Source organism: uncultured Porticoccus sp., from assembly GCF_913061305.1.
Classification (GTDB): Bacteria; Pseudomonadota; Gammaproteobacteria; order Pseudomonadales; family Porticoccaceae; genus Porticoccus.
In genome coordinates this window covers 199,689-215,736 of sequence record NZ_CAJXST010000006.1, presented here as the reverse complement: position 1 = coordinate 215,736, position 16,048 = coordinate 199,689, and the positions used below count along the sequence as shown (strand labels likewise).

27 protein-coding genes are annotated in these 16,048 nt (G+C 50.8%); 25 read left to right on the top strand and 2 right to left on the bottom strand.

Annotated elements, in window-relative coordinates; all coding sequences use genetic code 11:
- Positions 1–12 precede the first annotated feature (12 nt).
- The 25 genes from rplB (at position 13) to galE (ending at position 12,909) form a co-directional block, all read left to right on the top strand.
- Positions 13–837, top strand: coding sequence for a 50S ribosomal protein L2 (rplB, locus tag QZ516_RS09410; RefSeq protein WP_297188752.1), 825 nt, complete (start codon positions 13–15; stop codon positions 835–837).
- Positions 838–860: 23 nt separating this feature from the next.
- Entirely contained in the window at positions 861–1,136 is a 276-nt protein-coding gene (rpsS, locus tag QZ516_RS09405; protein ID WP_036858668.1) for a 30S ribosomal protein S19, read from the top strand.
- 25 nt (positions 1,137–1,161) lie between these two features.
- On the top strand, positions 1,162–1,503 hold the full coding sequence (gene rplV / locus QZ516_RS09400; RefSeq protein ID WP_036861017.1) for a 50S ribosomal protein L22: 342 nt from the start codon (positions 1,162–1,164) through the stop codon (positions 1,501–1,503).
- A complete protein-coding gene (rpsC, locus tag QZ516_RS09395) occupies positions 1,503–2,183 on the top strand; it encodes a 30S ribosomal protein S3 (RefSeq protein WP_293615528.1) in 681 nt (226 codons plus the stop codon). Before rplV ends, rpsC begins: the two co-directional genes overlap by 1 nt.
- A gap of 25 nt (positions 2,184–2,208) precedes the next feature.
- The gene (rplP, locus tag QZ516_RS09390) at positions 2,209–2,622 is read left to right on the top strand and encodes a 50S ribosomal protein L16 (RefSeq protein WP_036858666.1); all 414 of its coding nucleotides are present in this window, start codon (positions 2,209–2,211) and stop codon (positions 2,620–2,622) included.
- On the top strand, positions 2,622–2,813 hold the full coding sequence (gene rpmC / locus QZ516_RS09385) for a 50S ribosomal protein L29 (RefSeq protein ID WP_036858665.1): 192 nt from the start codon (positions 2,622–2,624) through the stop codon (positions 2,811–2,813). Before rplP ends, rpmC begins: the two co-directional genes overlap by 1 nt.
- A gap of 1 nt (position 2,814) precedes the next feature.
- Complete coding sequence (gene rpsQ, locus QZ516_RS09380; protein ID WP_297188750.1) at positions 2,815–3,081, top strand: 30S ribosomal protein S17; 267 nt, start codon at positions 2,815–2,817, stop codon at positions 3,079–3,081.
- 35 nt (positions 3,082–3,116) lie between these two features.
- A complete protein-coding gene (rplN, locus tag QZ516_RS09375; RefSeq protein ID WP_036858663.1) occupies positions 3,117–3,485 on the top strand; it encodes a 50S ribosomal protein L14 in 369 nt (122 codons plus the stop codon).
- 22 nt (positions 3,486–3,507) lie between these two features.
- Entirely contained in the window at positions 3,508–3,825 is a 318-nt protein-coding gene (gene rplX / locus QZ516_RS09370; RefSeq protein WP_297188748.1) for a 50S ribosomal protein L24, read from the top strand.
- A gap of 17 nt (positions 3,826–3,842) precedes the next feature.
- Entirely contained in the window at positions 3,843–4,382 is a 540-nt protein-coding gene (gene rplE, locus QZ516_RS09365; RefSeq protein WP_293615531.1) for a 50S ribosomal protein L5, read from the top strand.
- A 10-nt stretch (positions 4,383–4,392) separates the two neighbouring features.
- Complete coding sequence (gene rpsN, locus QZ516_RS09360; RefSeq protein WP_297188744.1) at positions 4,393–4,698, top strand: 30S ribosomal protein S14; 306 nt, start codon at positions 4,393–4,395, stop codon at positions 4,696–4,698.
- A 29-nt stretch (positions 4,699–4,727) separates the two neighbouring features.
- Positions 4,728–5,120: a 30S ribosomal protein S8 gene (gene rpsH, locus QZ516_RS09355; protein ID WP_293615533.1), complete on the top strand. Its 393-nt coding sequence runs from the start codon at positions 4,728–4,730 to the stop codon at positions 5,118–5,120.
- A gap of 13 nt (positions 5,121–5,133) precedes the next feature.
- Positions 5,134–5,667, top strand: coding sequence for a 50S ribosomal protein L6 (gene rplF, locus QZ516_RS09350; RefSeq protein ID WP_297188742.1), 534 nt, complete (start codon positions 5,134–5,136; stop codon positions 5,665–5,667).
- A 9-nt stretch (positions 5,668–5,676) separates the two neighbouring features.
- A complete protein-coding gene (gene rplR / locus QZ516_RS09345) occupies positions 5,677–6,027 on the top strand; it encodes a 50S ribosomal protein L18 (RefSeq protein ID WP_036858656.1) in 351 nt (116 codons plus the stop codon).
- A gap of 12 nt (positions 6,028–6,039) precedes the next feature.
- Entirely contained in the window at positions 6,040–6,552 is a 513-nt protein-coding gene (gene rpsE, locus QZ516_RS09340; RefSeq protein WP_036858654.1) for a 30S ribosomal protein S5, read from the top strand.
- A 42-nt stretch (positions 6,553–6,594) separates the two neighbouring features.
- On the top strand, positions 6,595–6,783 hold the full coding sequence (gene rpmD / locus QZ516_RS09335; RefSeq protein WP_036858653.1) for a 50S ribosomal protein L30: 189 nt from the start codon (positions 6,595–6,597) through the stop codon (positions 6,781–6,783).
- Positions 6,784–6,785: 2 nt separating this feature from the next.
- The gene (rplO, locus tag QZ516_RS09330; RefSeq protein WP_297188740.1) at positions 6,786–7,220 is read left to right on the top strand and encodes a 50S ribosomal protein L15; all 435 of its coding nucleotides are present in this window, start codon (positions 6,786–6,788) and stop codon (positions 7,218–7,220) included.
- 6 nt (positions 7,221–7,226) lie between these two features.
- Positions 7,227–8,549: a preprotein translocase subunit SecY gene (secY, locus tag QZ516_RS09325; protein WP_297188738.1), complete on the top strand. Its 1,323-nt coding sequence runs from the start codon at positions 7,227–7,229 to the stop codon at positions 8,547–8,549.
- A gap of 19 nt (positions 8,550–8,568) precedes the next feature.
- Positions 8,569–8,685, top strand: a complete 117-nt coding sequence (gene rpmJ / locus QZ516_RS09320) for a 50S ribosomal protein L36 (protein WP_081890805.1) — start codon at positions 8,569–8,571, stop codon at positions 8,683–8,685.
- A 118-nt stretch (positions 8,686–8,803) separates the two neighbouring features.
- Positions 8,804–9,160, top strand: a complete 357-nt coding sequence (rpsM, locus tag QZ516_RS09315; RefSeq protein WP_036858650.1) for a 30S ribosomal protein S13 — start codon at positions 8,804–8,806, stop codon at positions 9,158–9,160.
- A 9-nt stretch (positions 9,161–9,169) separates the two neighbouring features.
- The gene (rpsK, locus tag QZ516_RS09310; RefSeq protein WP_293615537.1) at positions 9,170–9,562 is read left to right on the top strand and encodes a 30S ribosomal protein S11; all 393 of its coding nucleotides are present in this window, start codon (positions 9,170–9,172) and stop codon (positions 9,560–9,562) included.
- Between the two features lie 15 nt (positions 9,563–9,577).
- Complete coding sequence (gene rpsD, locus QZ516_RS09305; RefSeq protein ID WP_036858648.1) at positions 9,578–10,198, top strand: 30S ribosomal protein S4; 621 nt, start codon at positions 9,578–9,580, stop codon at positions 10,196–10,198.
- Positions 10,199–10,249: 51 nt separating this feature from the next.
- The gene (gene rpoA / locus QZ516_RS09300) at positions 10,250–11,248 is read left to right on the top strand and encodes a DNA-directed RNA polymerase subunit alpha (RefSeq protein WP_297188735.1); all 999 of its coding nucleotides are present in this window, start codon (positions 10,250–10,252) and stop codon (positions 11,246–11,248) included.
- 86 nt (positions 11,249–11,334) lie between these two features.
- On the top strand, positions 11,335–11,727 hold the full coding sequence (gene rplQ / locus QZ516_RS09295; protein WP_293615539.1) for a 50S ribosomal protein L17: 393 nt from the start codon (positions 11,335–11,337) through the stop codon (positions 11,725–11,727).
- Between the two features lie 144 nt (positions 11,728–11,871).
- Positions 11,872–12,909 (top strand): UDP-glucose 4-epimerase GalE, encoded by a 1,038-nt coding sequence (gene galE / locus QZ516_RS09290; RefSeq protein WP_297188733.1) that lies wholly within the window; start codon positions 11,872–11,874, stop codon positions 12,907–12,909.
- A gap of 25 nt (positions 12,910–12,934) precedes the next feature.
- Here the strand turns inward: galE and QZ516_RS09285 are convergent, their stop codons facing one another.
- Together QZ516_RS09285 and QZ516_RS09280 are read right to left on the bottom strand one after the other, a co-directional pair.
- Positions 12,935–14,383 (bottom strand): ATP-binding protein, encoded by a 1,449-nt coding sequence (locus tag QZ516_RS09285; RefSeq protein WP_297188731.1) that lies wholly within the window; start codon positions 14,381–14,383, stop codon positions 12,935–12,937.
- Positions 14,384–14,725: 342 nt separating this feature from the next.
- Positions 14,726–16,048, bottom strand: a complete 1,323-nt coding sequence (locus QZ516_RS09280) for a short-chain fatty acid transporter (RefSeq protein WP_297188729.1) — start codon at positions 16,046–16,048, stop codon at positions 14,726–14,728.

The following is a 16,048-nucleotide window of genomic DNA, read 5'->3' as shown; positions in this document are numbered from 1 at the left end:
GGGGTTGTTGAGATGCCAGTCGTAAAGAGAAAGCCAACGTCTCCCGGTCGCCGATTTGTTGTCAGTGTCGTCAACCCGAATCTGCATAAGGGAGAACCCTATGCGCCGTTGCTGGAGAAGAAAACCAGAACGGGTGGGCGCAATAACAATGGCCGAATTACAACACGCCATATTGGTGGTGGTCATAAACAGCATTACAGGCTGATCGATTTTAAGCGTAGTAAGGACGGTATTCCGGCAAAAGTCGAGCGCCTGGAATACGATCCCAACCGTACACCCTATATTGCGCTGGTTTGTTATACCGATGGTGAGCGCCGCTACATTATTGCTCCCAAAGGTTTGAAAGATGGCGATATGATCCAGTCCGGCGTTAGTGCGCCGATCAAGGTGGGAAATACGCTCCCTCTCAGAAACATACCGGTGGGTAGTGTTATCCATTGTGTCGAGATGAAACCCGGTAAGGGTGCACAATTGGCGCGCAGTGCGGGTACTTCTGTGCAGCTGGTCGCCCGTGAAGGTCAATACGCCACCTTGCGCCTGCGCAGCGGTGAAATGCGCAAAGTGCCGGTAGATTGTCGTGCGACCATTGGTGAAGTTTCCAACAGCGAGCACAGTCTGCGCTCACTGGGTAAAGCTGGCGCATCTCGCTGGCGTGGTGTTCGCCCCACTGTTCGCGGTGTGGTTATGAACCCGGTTGATCACCCCCACGGTGGCGGTGAAGGTCGTACATCCGGCGGGCGTCATCCGGTGACCCCGTGGGGTATCCCGACCAAAGGTTACAAGACCAGAAAAAACAAGCGCACAACTAATATGATCGTGCGCCGTCGCGGCAAGTAATTGATAGAGAAGAGGAAAATATAGTGCCACGCTCTCTCAAGAAAGGACCTTTTATCGACCTTCACCTTGTGAAAAAAGTTGATGAAGCCCAAGAAAAAAATGACAGACGTCCGATCAAAACCTGGTCGCGCCGTTCGATGGTCAGCCCGGATATGGTCGGCTTGACTATTGCCATACACAACGGTCGTCAACACGTACCAGTGTTGGTGAATGAGGAAATGGTGGGGCACAAATTAGGTGAATTTGCCCCTACTCGCACTTATCGCGGCCACGTAGCGGACAAAAAGGCCAAGCGTTAAGCTGGTGTTTAAGAGGTAGATGACTGTGGAAGTAGCAGCAAAATTACGCGGAGCCAGATTGTCGGCGCAAAAGGCGCGTCTGGTGGCTGATCAGGTGCGTGGCAAGCCTGTAGAGGAAGCGCTGGATATATTGGCTTTTAGTGCCAAAAAAGGTGCGGCGATTATCAAAAAAGTGCTCGAGTCTGCTATTGCAAATGCCGAGCACAATGAAGGCGCGGATGTTGATGAACTTCGTGTATCGACAATTTTTGTCGATGAAGGCACCACCATGAAACGCATCAAACCCCGTGCCAAGGGTCGTGCTGACCGCATATTCAAACGCTCTTGTCACATTACCGTGAAAGTTGCCGATGAGGAGACCGTTTAATGGGTCAGAAAGTACATCCAACAGGCATTCGTCTGGGTATTGTTAAAAAACATACCTCTATCTGGTACGCCGGACAGAAAGATTATGCAGACAAACTGAATGCTGACTTGAGTGTTCGCGAGTTTATCAATAAAAAACTTGCCCATGCCTCTGTCAGCCGAATTGAAATTGAGCGCCCCGCACAAACGGCGAGAATTACTATTCATACTGCCCGTCCTGGCATTGTGATCGGTAAGAAGGGTGAAGATGTTGAGGCGCTGCGCAACGAGGTTTCTGCCCAAATGGGTGTTCCCGTGCATATCAACATTGAGGAAGTTCGCAAGCCCGACCTTGATGCAACCCTGGTGGCCCAGAATGTCGCTCAGCAATTGGAGCGTCGCGTTATGTTTCGTCGCGCCATGAAGCGGGCGGTCCAGAATGCCATTCGGCAGGGCGCAAAGGGTATCAAGATCCAGGTCGGCGGACGTCTTGGTGGCGCTGAAATTGCACGCTCAGAATGGTATCGCGAAGGTCGTGTTCCCCTGCACACCCTGCGGGCCGATATAGATTATGGCACTGCAGAAGGTTCGACTACTTACGGCATTATTGGCGTAAAAGTATGGATCTTTAAGGGCGAAGTGATTGGTGGTGAAGAGGCGGCGCAAGCGCCAGCCAAGAAAACACCGACTAAAAAGAAGTAAGTTTGCGAGTTAAGGGTCAAGCGAGATGCTGCAACCGAAACGTACAAAATTCCGTAAGCAACACAAAGGCCGCAACCGTGGTCTGGCATTGCGCGGTAGCAAGGTAAGCTTTGGCGAATTTGGTCTGAAGGCCATAGGTCGTGGTCGTCTGACTGCGCGTCAGATTGAATCTGCCCGTCGTGCCATGACCCGCCACATCAAGCGTGGTGGCAAGATCTGGATTCGGGTTTTCCCCGATAAACCGATCACCAATAAACCACTTGAAGTGCGGATGGGTAAAGGTAAGGGGAGCGTTGAATACTGGGTCGCTCAAATTCAGCCCGGCAGAGTGCTTTATGAAATGGAAGGTGTTTCTGAAGTAATCGCTCGCGAGGCCTTTGCGCTCGCGGCAGCCAAGTTGCCGGTTCAAACTACCTTTGTTAGACGGTCGGTAATGTAATGAAAGCCATCGAATTGCGTGAAAAAACAGTTGAAGAACTGAATCAGGAATTGAGCAAGCAGCTAGAGCAGCAATTCAAGTTGCGTATGCAGGCTGCCACTGGTCAGTTGGGTCAGAGCCACAAGGTCAAAGAGGCGCGTGTTAATGTCGCGCGTATCAAGACTGTGCTGAATGAAAAAGCGGGTAACTAAGATGAGTGAAGCAGAAAAAAATGCTCGCACGCTCACTGGTCGAGTTGTTAGTGACAAGATGAATAAATCAGTCACTGTGCTGATCGAGCGCCGGGTTAAGCACCCGGTTTATGGAAAAATCGTGAGCAAGTCCACCAAGGTTAAAGCTCATGATGAAAGTAACGATTGTCGTCAGGGTGATCTGGTGACCATTGCGGAAACTCGTCCACTGTCCAAAACAAAATCCTGGACGCTGGTCAAGATTGATGAGCGTGCGGCCGAAATTTAATCGGCGCGCAGCAGTAACGGGTTCGGAGAGAGACAATGATTCAGACAGAAAGCTATCTGGATGTGGCTGATAACAGTGGTGCTCGTCGCGTGATGTGTATCAAGGTTCTGGGTGGTTCACACCGCCGCTACGCCAGCGTGGGTGACATTATCAAGGTAACTGTCAAAGAAGCCATACCCCGTGGCAAAGTAAAAAAAGGTCAGGTGATGAATGCAGTTGTGGTGCGTACCCGTAAGGGTGTTCGTCGCCAGGATGGCAGTCTGATCAAGTTTGATGACAATGCAGCTGTTCTGTTGAATCAGCAGCTCGCGCCGATTGGTACCCGTATTTTTGGGCCGGTTACACGTGAGCTGCGCGGCGAACGTTTCATGAAAATTATCTCACTGGCGCCTGAAGTTCTGTAAGGCCGGGGGCGAGGAAAGGGTTATGCGCAAGATTAAACGTGATGATGAAATCATCGTGACAGCCGGGAAAGATAAAGGCAAACGTGGCAAGGTGCTGAAAGTACAGGCCGATGGCCGTCTGCTGATCTCCGGTGTCAATATCGTCAAAAAACATCAGAAACCGAATCCTCAGATGAATGTTCCTGGTGGCATTATTGAGAAAGAGGCGCCGATTCAGTCCTCCAATGTTGCAATTTATAATCGTGCAACCAGCAAGGCGGACCGCGTGGGCTTCAAAGTGCTCGAAGATGGTAAGAAAGTTCGTATTTTTAAATCCAACGGCGAAGCCGTTGACGCCTAATTTGACAGGAAACTGACATGGCAAGGCTGAGAGAAGTCTACAAGAGTGAAATTGCTTCCAAGCTTAAAGAAGAGCTGGGGCTGGCAAATGTAATGCAGGTGCCAAAGATCACTAAAATCACACTAAATATGGGTGTGGGTGAAGCGCTGGGCGATAAAAAAGCCCTTGAAAATGCGGTGGCGGATATGACGTTGATTGCTGGTCAAAAGCCGGTTGTCACCAAAGCACGCAAGTCCATCGCCGGGTTCAAGGTTCGTGAAGGATGGCCAATCGGTTGCAAGGTGACCTTGCGGAGCGATCGTATGTACGAGTTTCTCGAACGTTTGATTTCTCTGGCGATCCCAAGAATCAGAGATTTTCGGGGTATCAGCCCGAAATCCTTTGACGGCCATGGCAATTTCTCCATGGGTGTTACCGAGCAAATCATTTTCCCCGAAATTGAGTACGATAAAGTGGATACGTTGCGTGGACTGGATATCACCATTACCACCACCGCCCGCAATGATGATGAAGGCCGGGCTCTGCTCCGTGCATTCAGTTTTCCGCTGAAAGGTTGAGGTAAGTTATATGGCAAAGACATCCATGATCGAGCGCGAGAAAAAACGTGCACGTATTGTTGCGAAATACGCTGAAAGGCGTACCGAGCTGAAAGCAATTATTTCCAATACGACGCTTTCTGATGAAGAGCGTTGGGATGCTCAGGTGAAATTCCAACAATTGCCACGTAATGCCAGCCCTTGCCGCCAGCAACGTCGTTGTCGTCAAACCGGCCGTCCCCATGGTGTCTATCGTAAATTTGGTCTGTGCCGCAACAAGCTTCGTGAAGCTGCCATGCGCGGAGATGTTCCAGGCCTGGTTAAGGCCAGTTGGTAAGCAGCGTCGCGAATTAAGGAATTAAACAGATGAGTATGCAAGATACCCTGGCAGATATGTTGACCCGCATCCGCAACGCGCAGATGTCGGCAAAAAAATCTGTCACTATGCCGTCCGCCAAATTGAAAGTGGCCGTTGCCCAGGTTTTGAAGGACGAAGGTTACATTACTGATTTCAGTGTTGCGGATGGTGCCAAGCCGGAATTGACCCTGGTGCTGAAATACTTTGAAGGAAAACCGGTGATCGAATCGATTACCCGTTACAGTAGACCGGGCCTTCGCCAGTATTCAGGTTCAGACAAGCTGCCAAGTATTCGAGCGGGCCTGGGTGTTGCTATCGTCTCCACAAGTAAAGGTGTGATGACTGATCGCGCTGCCCGTGCTGCCGGTATTGGCGGTGAGGTTCTCTGCACAGTTTTCTAATGGGATAGTCGAGATGTCTAGAGTTGCAAAAAACCCGGTTACCATACCGGCTGGTGTGGAAGTAAAACTCGGCACTAATGAGATTTCGGTCAAGAGTGGTTCGAATGCCCTCTCACTGGCTGTCAATCAACAGGTGGAAATCAAGCAGGAAGATAACCTGTTGACCTTTGCTGCGCGCGATGGAAGTAAGCAGGCGAATGCCATGGCCGGAACGACCCGTTCATTGGTCAACAATATGGTTTTGGGCGTCGGAGAGGGTTTCGTCAAGAAACTACAGCTAATTGGTGTCGGTTATCGTGCCCAGGCCCAGGGTGGCAAAATCAATTTAACGCTGGGCTTTTCCCACCCCGTTGAATATCAACTGCCTGATGGTGTTTCAGTAGAGACTCCGAGTCAGACAGAAATTTTACTGAAGTCGGCAGATAAGCAGCTGCTTGGACAGGTGGCATCAGAAATACGTGCTTTCCGTCCACCTGAGCCCTACAAAGGCAAAGGAGTTCGCTATGCGGATGAGCAGGTACGTCGTAAAGAAGCGAAGAAGAAGTAGGTCAAGATCATGAGCGACAAGAAACAATCACGTTTGCGTCGTGCACGTCGTGCCCGCTGCAAGATACAAGAACTAGGCGCCAATCGTCTCTGTGTGAACAGAACGCCGCGTCACATTTATGCGCAAGTTATATCGCCTTGTGGCGGCCTGATTCTGGCCAGTGCTTCAACGCTGGACAAGTCACTGCGCGCCGGTAAAACCGGCAACACAGATGCGGCCAAGGGTGTCGGCGCTCTCATTGCAGAGCGTGCCAAGCAGGCAGGTGTCACTCAGGTTGCATTTGACCGAAGTGGTTTCAAGTATCACGGACGCGTTAAAGCATTAGCCGATGCCGCTCGTGAAGCCGGTCTGGAATTCTAAAGGTTTATTGTTATGTCTAGAGATCAGAGAGATACATCAGCCGGTGAAGAAGGGCTGCAGGAAAAACTGGTTGAAGTTAACCGGGTTGCCAAAACTGTAAAAGGTGGTCGGATATTTGGCTTTACCGCGCTGACGGTGGTTGGTGATGGTAACGGCAAAGTGGGATTTGGTCGCGGTAAGGCACGCGAAGTACCTCAGGCCATTCAGAAAGCCATGGAGGCCGCTCGTCGCAATATGATCCAGGTGGATTTGAAAGGCACGACTATTCAGTACCCCACCAAGGCTAACCACGGTGCATCCAAGGTCTATATGCAGCCGGCCTCTGATGGTACTGGCGTCATTGCCGGTGGCGCTATGCGCGCAGTGCTGGAAATTGCCGGTGTGCAAAACGTATTGGCAAAATGCTACGGCTCGACCAACCCTGTCAATGTGGTGCGTGCAACGTTTAAAGCGTTGCAGGAAATGAGTTCACCAGAAACAGTGGCAGCTAAGCGCGGTAAGAGCGTAGAAGAGATACTGAATTAAGTACGGCGGTTGCCGCGTTAAGTACAAAACGGAAGCTTTACCATGACAAAGGCTAAGAAAATCAAGGTTACTCAGGTGCGCAGCGTACATGGCCGGCTTGCAGCTCATAAGGCGTGTGTCGCAGGTCTGGGTTTGCGCCGCATCAACCACACTGTCGAGGTCGAAGATACTCCATCAGTTCGTGGCATGATTAATAAAGTTCACTATATGGTTAAGGTTGAGGGAGTATAAACATGCGTCTGAATACGCTAAGTCCCGCACCAGGCAGAATCAAGGAAGGCAAGCGTGTCGGTCGAGGTATCGGCAGTGGCCTGGGTAAAACTGCTGGTCGTGGCCATAAAGGTCAGAAAGCACGTTCCGGTGGAAGCGTTCGCCCGGGGTTTGAAGGCGGGCAGATGCCCTTGCAGAAACGTTTGCCGAAGTATGGCTTCACTTCCCGTATTTCCCGTGTTACGGCTGAAATCCGCTTGAGTGAATTGAACAGTGTCTCAGGTGACTTGGTCGACATCGCAACACTGCGTGCTGCAGGTTTGATTAATGGGTCAATTACCCGCGCCAAGGTTTTTATGTCCGGTGAAGTGGATCGGCCCGTTACTGTTAAAGGCTTGCGTGTAACCAAAGGTGCTCGTGCTGCGATTGAAGCGGCTGGCGGCAAAGTTGAAGAGTAAAGCCTAATGGCAAAACCCGGAAACATGCCGCAGGGCAATACTAAAGGTTTGGGCGAGCTTTGGGCTCGCCTTCGCTTTTTGTTTGTAGCGCTGGTGATCTATCGTGTTGGGACTCATATCCCGGTGCCGGGTATAGATCCGGACCGTCTGGCTGACCTGTTTGGCCAGAATCAGGGAACGATCATCGGGATGTTTAATATGTTTTCCGGTGGTGCCCTGGAGCGAATGAGTATCCTGGCGCTCGGCATCATGCCCTATATTTCGGCATCAATTATCATGCAGCTGTTGACAGCGGTAACGCCGTCGTTGGAACAGTTAAAAAAAGAAGGCGATGCCGGTCGACGCAAGATTAACCAGTACACGCGTTACGGCACCGTTCTGCTTGCCACTGTTCAGGCTATTGGTATGTCGGTAGGTCTGGCGGGTCAAGGCCTGGCTTTTTCCGCCGACTTCAGCTTTTATTTTATCGCTGTAGTCTCGCTGGTAACCGGTGCCGTGTTCATGATGTGGCTCGGTGAGCAGATCACGGAGCGCGGTGTTGGTAACGGTATATCAATGCTGATTTTTGCCGGTATTGCCGCGGGTATCCCGTCTGCTATTGGTCAGGCGTTTGAGTCATCACGGCAGGGTGAACTACATATTCTCGCCTTGTTGGTTGTGGGTGTTTTGGCAATTGCCGTGGTTTATTTCGTTGTGTTTGTCGAGCGTGGGCAGCGCCGCATCACCGTAAACTATGCGCAAAGGCAGCCGGGCAGAGGACCGGCACAAACCAGCCACTTACCTCTGAAAGTGAACATGGCTGGTGTCATACCGGCAATTTTCGCCAGCAGCATTCTGTTGTTCCCGGCGTCTATTGCGCAATGGTTTGGCCAGGGAGCGGATAGTCCGGATTGGTTGCAGGACGTGGCGTTATTTCTCGGGCCAGGCCAACCACTGCATGTGCTGCTGTTTGCCGGATTGATAATTTTCTTCTGTTTTTTCTATTCGGCATTGATGTTTAATCCGAAAGAGATGGCAGATAACCTCAAGCGGGGTGGCGCGTTTTTACCCGGTATCCGTCCCGGCGAGCAAACTGCGCGTTATATCGACGGAGTCATGACAAAGTTGACCCTGGTCGGTGGTTTGTATATGGCGGCTGTGTGTTTGCTGCCGCAATTTTTGAATATTTATTTTAATGTGCCCTTCTATCTGGGTGGTACCTCATTGCTGATTGTTGTCGTTGTTACCATGGATTTCATGGCTCAGGTCCAATCTCATTTGATGTCACGTCAGTATGAATCGCTAATGAAGAAATCAAATCTGAAAGGTTTTGGCAGCGGAATTCGCTAGTTGAAGTTGAGGTGTTCCTATGAAAGTGCGTGCTTCGGTAAAAAAAATGTGCCGCAACTGTAAGGTTGTTAAACGCAAAAGTGTTGTGAGAGTGATTTGTAGTGCAGAACCCCGCCATAAACAACGGCAGGGTTAGTCGTAGACAGTTATTGATTTTTTGTGCCTTCAGCGCTATCCTTTTGCGCCTTTTTGGCCAGCCCTGTGGGCTGTTAAAGCAAGTTGACGGCAGTTAAACATAAAAGTGGAGTAAAGTGATGGCCCGTATTGCCGGTGTCAACATCCCAGATAATAAACATGCGGTGATTTCACTTACCTATGTTTTCGGGATTGGTCGCAGTTCAGCCCGTGCCATTTGTGCCCAGGTTGGTATTGCCGAGGACGTTAAGATTTCCGATTTGAGCGATGAGCAGATGGACGCTGTCCGTAATGCTGTTGGCGATCATACAGTTGAAGGTGATCTGCGTCGCGAAGTCAGCATGAGCATCAAGCGTTTGATGGATCTGGCCTGTTATAGAGGTCTCCGTCACCGCCGTGGTCTGCCGCTGCGCGGTCAACGCACCAAAACGAATGCGCGTACCCGTAAAGGCCCTCGCAAGCCCATCAAGCGATAGGAAAGACAAATGGCAAAGCCTGGACAAAAAACGACTCGTAAAAAAGTCAAAAAGACGGTTGTAGATGGTGTGGCGCATATTCACGCTTCATTCAACAATACGATCGTAACGATTAGTGATCGTCAGGGTAATACCCTGAGCTGGGCTACCTCTGGTGGTTCTGGCTTCCGCGGTTCACGGAAAAGTACTCCTTTCGCTGCTCAGGTAGCTGCGGAGCGTGCTGGCCTCGCTGCACAGGAATATGGATTGAAAAATCTGGATGTTCAGGTGAAAGGCCCCGGGCCCGGTCGTGAGTCTGCCGTGCGCGCTCTGAACAATGCAGGCTTCAAAATTACCAATATCACCGACGTGACACCGATCCCGCACAACGGCTGTCGTCCGCCGAAAAAGCGTCGGGTATAAGAGGATAGTTAACTAATGGCAAGATATCTTGGACCGACTTGTAAGCTTTCCCGACGCGAAGGCACGGATCTTTTCCTCAAGAGTGGTATCCGTCCACTGGAGTCAAAGTGTCGCGCAGAAAGCGCACCCGGCCAACACGGTCAACGTCGTGGTCGTCTTTCTGACTATGGCGTTCAGTTGCGCGAAAAACAAAAAGTGCGCCGACTTTACGGCGTATTGGAAAAACAATTCCGCAATTACTACAAGGAAGCGGCCCGCATAAAAGGTGCAACGGGTGAAAACCTGCTGCAACTGCTTGAGCGCCGTTTGGATAACGTTGTTTACCGCATGGGCTTCGGTTCCACACGTGCAGAGGCTCGTCAACTTGTTGCTCACAACTCTATTCAGGTGAATGGCAAGAAGGTCAATATTCCCTCATACAGAGTGATGGATGGCGACGTAGTGAGCATTCGTGAAAAATGTAAAAAACAGTTACGTATTCAGTCTGCGATGCAAATTGCTTCGCAGCGAGGATTGGTTGACTGGATGGAAATAGATGCGAATAAACTGGAAGGTGTGTTCAAGCGCAATCCGGTGCGCAGCGATCTCCCTGCTGAAATCAATGAAAACCTCATTGTTGAACTTTACTCGAAGTAAAGAACTGAAGGCTGAAAACCAGTTAAGCGACCCCATCTAACAGGTACAGATATGCAGACATCAGTAAATGAGTTTTTGACACCACGCAACATTGACGTAACCGAGCTCGGCCCAACCCGTGCCAAGGTCGTTTTAGAGCCATTGGAGCGTGGATTTGGTCATACACTGGGTAATGCGCTGCGCCGCATTCTGTTGTCATCAATGGGTGGTGCGGCCATTGTCGAGGTTGAGATTGACGGTGTGCTACACGAATACAGCAGCATCGAAGGCGTTCAGGAAGATGTTATTGAAATCCTCCTGAACCTCAAAGAGGTTGCTATCGTTCTGCACGACAAGGACGAGGTTACGCTGACCCTGAGCAAAAAAGGCAAAGGGGTTGTGACTGCTGGTGATATTCAGGTAGATAACTCTGTAGAAATTAAAAACCCCGATCACCTGATTGCCACGATCACGGGCGATACTGCTCTGAATATGCAGCTACACATCACCACAGGACGTGGTTATCAGCCGGTTGATAGCCGTGGTAATGATGAAGATGAGACCCGCTCTATTGGTCGTCTCCAGTTGGATGCCACCTTTAGTCCGGTTCGCCGTGTGGCCTATGTTGTTGAGAGTGCCCGGGTTGAGCAGCGTACTGACCTCGACAAACTGGTGCTGGATCTTGAGACCAATGGCACCATTGATCCTGAAGAGGCCATTCGCCGTGCAGCTACTATTCTGCAACAGCAGCTGGCCGTATTTGTCGATCTGGAAAGCGAAAATCTTGCTGAGCCGGTAGAGCGAGAGGAAGAAGTAGATCCTATTCTCCTGCGTCCTGTTGATGATCTGGAGCTCACAGTACGTTCAGCAAACTGCCTGAAAGCGGAGAGCATTTATTATATTGGTGATCTCATCCAGCGCACTGAAGTTGAGCTGCTGAAGACGCCAAATCTTGGTAAAAAGTCGCTCACTGAAATTAAGGACGTACTGGCATCCCGTGGACTTTCCCTGGGTATGCGTCTGGAAAACTGGCCACCTGCCAGCCTGCGTTCTGACACTGAACAGGTGTAATTGATTAGGGTTGCAGATGTAGTCTGCGGCCGTTGCATAGAGTACTTGCTGAGTTAACAGCAACATTTTAAAGGAAGTATAAAATCATGCGTCATCGTCTTAGTGGCCGCAAATTAAGTCGTACAGGTGCTCACCGTCGCGCCATGTTTCGCAATATGACGACCTCCCTGGTTGAGCACGAATTGATCAGGACTACGCTGCCAAAAGCAAAAGAGTTGCGGCGTTTTGCCGAACCTCTGATCACCCTGTCAAAACAGGACAGCGTTGCCAATCGTCGTCTGGCATTTGACCGTTTGCGTTGCAAGTCTGCTGTCGGTAAATTGTTTGCCGAACTCGGGCCGCGCTATGAAAGTCGTCCCGGTGGCTATATTCGCATTCTCAAGTGTGGGCTGCGCTCTGGTGATGCTGCGCCGATGGCTTACGTAGAATTGGTAGACCGCCCAGATGTTGAACCGGTTGATGTGGATGATGATGAATAATTGACCAGGGTGATTTGGTCAGATAAGAGCCGGACGAATGTCCGGCTTTTTTATGCCCTTTTTCCCGACAAACTAATAAGTGCGTGATAGTCTTGTTTAGGCTATCTGATAATTGCTGATTATTTTTAAATACAGGGTGTCGCAATGAATGTACTGGTCACTGGAGGTGCAGGCTATATCGGCAGTCATGCCTGTGTCGCGCTGCTTGAAGCAGGCCACGACATTGTTGTGCTGGACAACTTCGCAAACAGTTGTATGGCGTCGCTGGATCGGGTCAAACAAATTACCGGAAAGGATTTTCCTGTGGTGGAAGGTGATGTCAATCACCATCGGGTTCTGGACAGTATTTTCAGCAGTCACAATATAGATGCGGTGATGCATTTCGCGGGCTATAAAGCGGTCGGTGAGTCCTGTGAAAAGCCACTCCTCTATTATCGCAACAACGTTGCCGGCACACTGACCCTGTGTGAAGCAATGCAGAAACATCAGGTTTTCCTGCTGATTTTTAGTTCATCTGCCACCGTCTATGGCGATCCGCCTACAGTGCCTATCAAGGAGGATTTCCCGCTCACCGCCACAAACCCCTATGGTCGTTCCAAGCTGATGGTAGAGGAGATCCTGCGCGATTTGGTGAGTGCTGAACAACTTGCAGGATCCGGGGTCTGGCAGATTGGTTTGCTGCGTTACTTCAATCCGGTGGGTGCCCACCCCAGTGGTTTGATCGGTGAAGATCCCAATGGTATTCCAAACAATTTATTACCTTACATTTCTCAGGTGGCAATCGGTCGATTGCCTGCCTTATCAGTATTTGGTTCGGACTATCCCACTATCGATGGAACGGGTGTTCGGGACTATCTCCATGTGATGGATCTGGCCGAAGGCCATGTCCGTGCACTGGACTACCTTGCCCAGAGTAAAACCACATCGGGATGCCACACCTGGAATCTCGGTACCGGTAAAGGCTATTCAGTGTTGGAGATGATCAGAGCATTTGAATCCGCCAGCGGAAAGACCGTGGCCTTCAAGATGGCTCCGCGCAGGGCGGGAGATATTGCGGCCTGTTGGGCGGATACGTCCAAGGCAGAGAGTGAACTCGGCTGGACAGCATCGCGTGGCCTGCCTGAGATGATGGAGGACAGCTGGCGCTGGCAACTGGGTAATCCCCAGGGCTATCGCAGTTGATACTGGCAGAGGGTTATGTCTATACCTATGCCAGGGGCAGCTGGATATGGAAGGTGGTGCCGACATTCATGTCAGAGGTAACTGCGAGCTGCCCTTTGTGTTGTTCTGTGATAATGAAGTGTGAGAACGAGAGGCGCTTGCCCGCGTCATAGTCTTCTGCGGATGACTTGCCTGCTTTATTGGTGAAGAAGGGCTCAAATATATACTGTTGCTCATCATAGCTGATGCCCAAGCCATTGTGTTGGACCTTGATCCAGAGCATGTCATAACAAACAATGATCTGAATGCGAATAATCGGTGTGTGTCCGGACTTGTTCACCTGACCGAGTGCGTGACAGGCGTGGCGGAACAAACTGAGAAATACCTGCTGTAATTCTGATGCGTAGCAGGGAATATCCGGGAGATTTCGGCTGTAGTGTCTTTCTATGGTGATTTCCCGGAAACGCAACCCGGAGGGTACGGAAAGCACATCATTGGCCAGTTCGATAGTGTGCTCGATCAGTCCAGTGATGTTTGCCAGTCGTTTCTCGCCACCGCGGCTTTTGGAGAAGTCCAGCAAATTGTTAATAACCGCCAGGGCCTGCTGTCCCTGATGATCTGCTTCTTCCAGTACGCCGGTTACATCATCTGCCCACGGCGAATCTTCACGATTTGTCTGCAATAGTCTGTAGGCGGTTTGAATGTCATTCAGAATAATCTGCAACGGGGCATTAATATCGTGGGCCATGGTCGCTGCCAGCTCGCCCATGGAGGACATTTTGTCGCGCTGAATCAGCATGTTGGATGTAAGGATGTGCTGTGTGACATCGTCAATCAGGATGACTGCATCGGTTTCTGCCTGATTGCGTAACGGGTAAATGGTTATATCGAAATGGTATTGGCCCCGCTGGCTGTGTTTGATGGTCACCGGTTTTTTATCGTTTAACGCTTTTTTTACCTGGTCTTTCGACAGCGTGATTGTGGGGTAGGTTTTCCACAGATTTTTAGTCACTGCCTGTGCTGCCGGGATACCGGTGATTTCTTCTGCGCGACGGTTCCATTGTGTAATGCTGCCCGTTTCTGTTAAACCGATTAGCATCAGCGGCATCGAACTCAACACATCTTTTATGTAGGCTTCAGAGGATCGCAGTCGACTGGTGGTTTCCCGGTGCTGGACAATTTCACCCTGTAGCAGGACATTGGCCTTTTGTAGTAAGCGGTTTGACTCATCCAGCGTTGCCGTGCGTTCCTTGACGCGCTGCTCAAGCTCCTGGCGGATGACTTCCAGTGCCTTGTTGGCGCGATGTGCTTGTCGGCGACTGAAAAAAAGCGTAACCACAGTGATGGAAAGGAGAATGATAAAGATACCACTGGACCAGTTGGCAACGTACTGCCAGTTGGTGTGACCATCTTCCAATCTGAAATAAGGAATTATGCTGGCTGTGGCGGGACAGCTTGCCAGCATAAAAAAAAGCGCGGTCGCGTAAATCTTCATAATGATCGATAGTGCTCTTGCAGAGATTAATGTGCGCTGAGTTCAAACCGGGCTATATGATACCAGTGAACGAACAGCGGGTTGTGAAATCATCAAAGCGCTGGTCTTATTCCTTGTCTGTCGCCGTTATCTCCGGGAAAAGTATCCAATTCTACCGGTCTTTCAACGGCTTGATACTGGCAATCGGTGACAGGGGCGTCGAACCAATCCGGTAAACGACAGCCCAGGTCGCCAGTTTGTGATTCGCCTATTGTCTGCTACCTGACTCTGAATGGAAATATACGGGTAACCCCGACCCCAATATCTTTCTGACCGGCGGAAAGTCCCCTCCTGTCCAGCACATCAGAATAGCAATAATAGTGCGACACCATAGACAAGGCCTGACCAGAGTAGCGCCACGGTGCAGTAACCCATAATATCCTTGATGCCCAACCTGGCTATGCCCAGTAAGGGAAGGGCCCAGAATGGCTGAATCATGTTGGTCCAGGCATCGCCCAGGGCGACAGCCATGGCGGCCTGATTCAACGGAATACCCAGTGATTGCGCGGCGGGAATGACGATTGGTGCCTGGATTGCCCACTGTCCGCCCCCGGAGGGGATAAAGAAATTTACTACCCCCGCACTGAGGAATGTAAACAGGTTAAACGTGTGTTCATTGGAAATGCTGATGAACCACTCGGATACGGATGCCGCCAGTCCGGATTGCGCCATCATCCCCATAATTCCGGCATAGAGCGGGAACTGCAGGACAATACCGGACAGACCTTTTACCGCCTCGTTGACCGCAGAGAGGTAGTTGCGGGCGGAGCGGTGCAGGAGTAGCCCCGTCACCAGAAACATGAAATTGACAGTATTCAGCCCGATACTGCCGCCGTCACTGAAAAATTCAAACAGGTAGGCGCAACCCAATAGACCGAGCATAAGTGTGGGCAGGCGGCTGTGTTCAATCCGGTCTGCCGGTGTGTCGACTCTGACGGGAATATCTTCGGTGACACCCACTTGTTGCGGTGTCACTTCGCGGACCGCATCGGGTGGTGGCATCATCAATCGAAAAATAACGGGCAACGTCACTAACATCACCAGGCAAATGAGCAAAACTTCCCAGCTGAAAATTGTCTCTGCCAGCGGGATTGTGGTGTCGCCCATCAAATTGCTGATGATATCGCCGTCGGCTACGGCAATTTTCAGTGGGATTGAGCCAGATAATCCCGCATGCCAGATAACCATTCCCGAGTAAGCCGATGCCACCAGAAGTGGGTAGTGAACGCCCCTGACGTGGCGTGCTATTTCCCGAGCCAATAGGGCGCTGGTGATCAGCCCGAAGCCCCAGCTGATCCAGCCACAAATCAGTGCTATCGAGGTCATCAGAATGATGGCCTGGCCCGGAGTTTTAGCCAGACAGGCCAGTGATCTCAACAGTTTTTTTACCGGTGCTGTTTGCGCCAGTACACTGCCGGTCACCAGTGTCACAGTGACCTGCATGGAAAAGACCAGCAGGTTCCAGACACCATCCCCCCAAAAGCGAATCATCTCAGAGGGGCGTTGTGTTTCCCCAAGAATACCCGCCAGCAGCACAATAAAGGTCAGAAGAATGGCAAAGATAAAGGCGTCGGGCATCCAGCGCTGCATAATACGGGTAAACAGGTTGGACAGAGAGCGAATCAT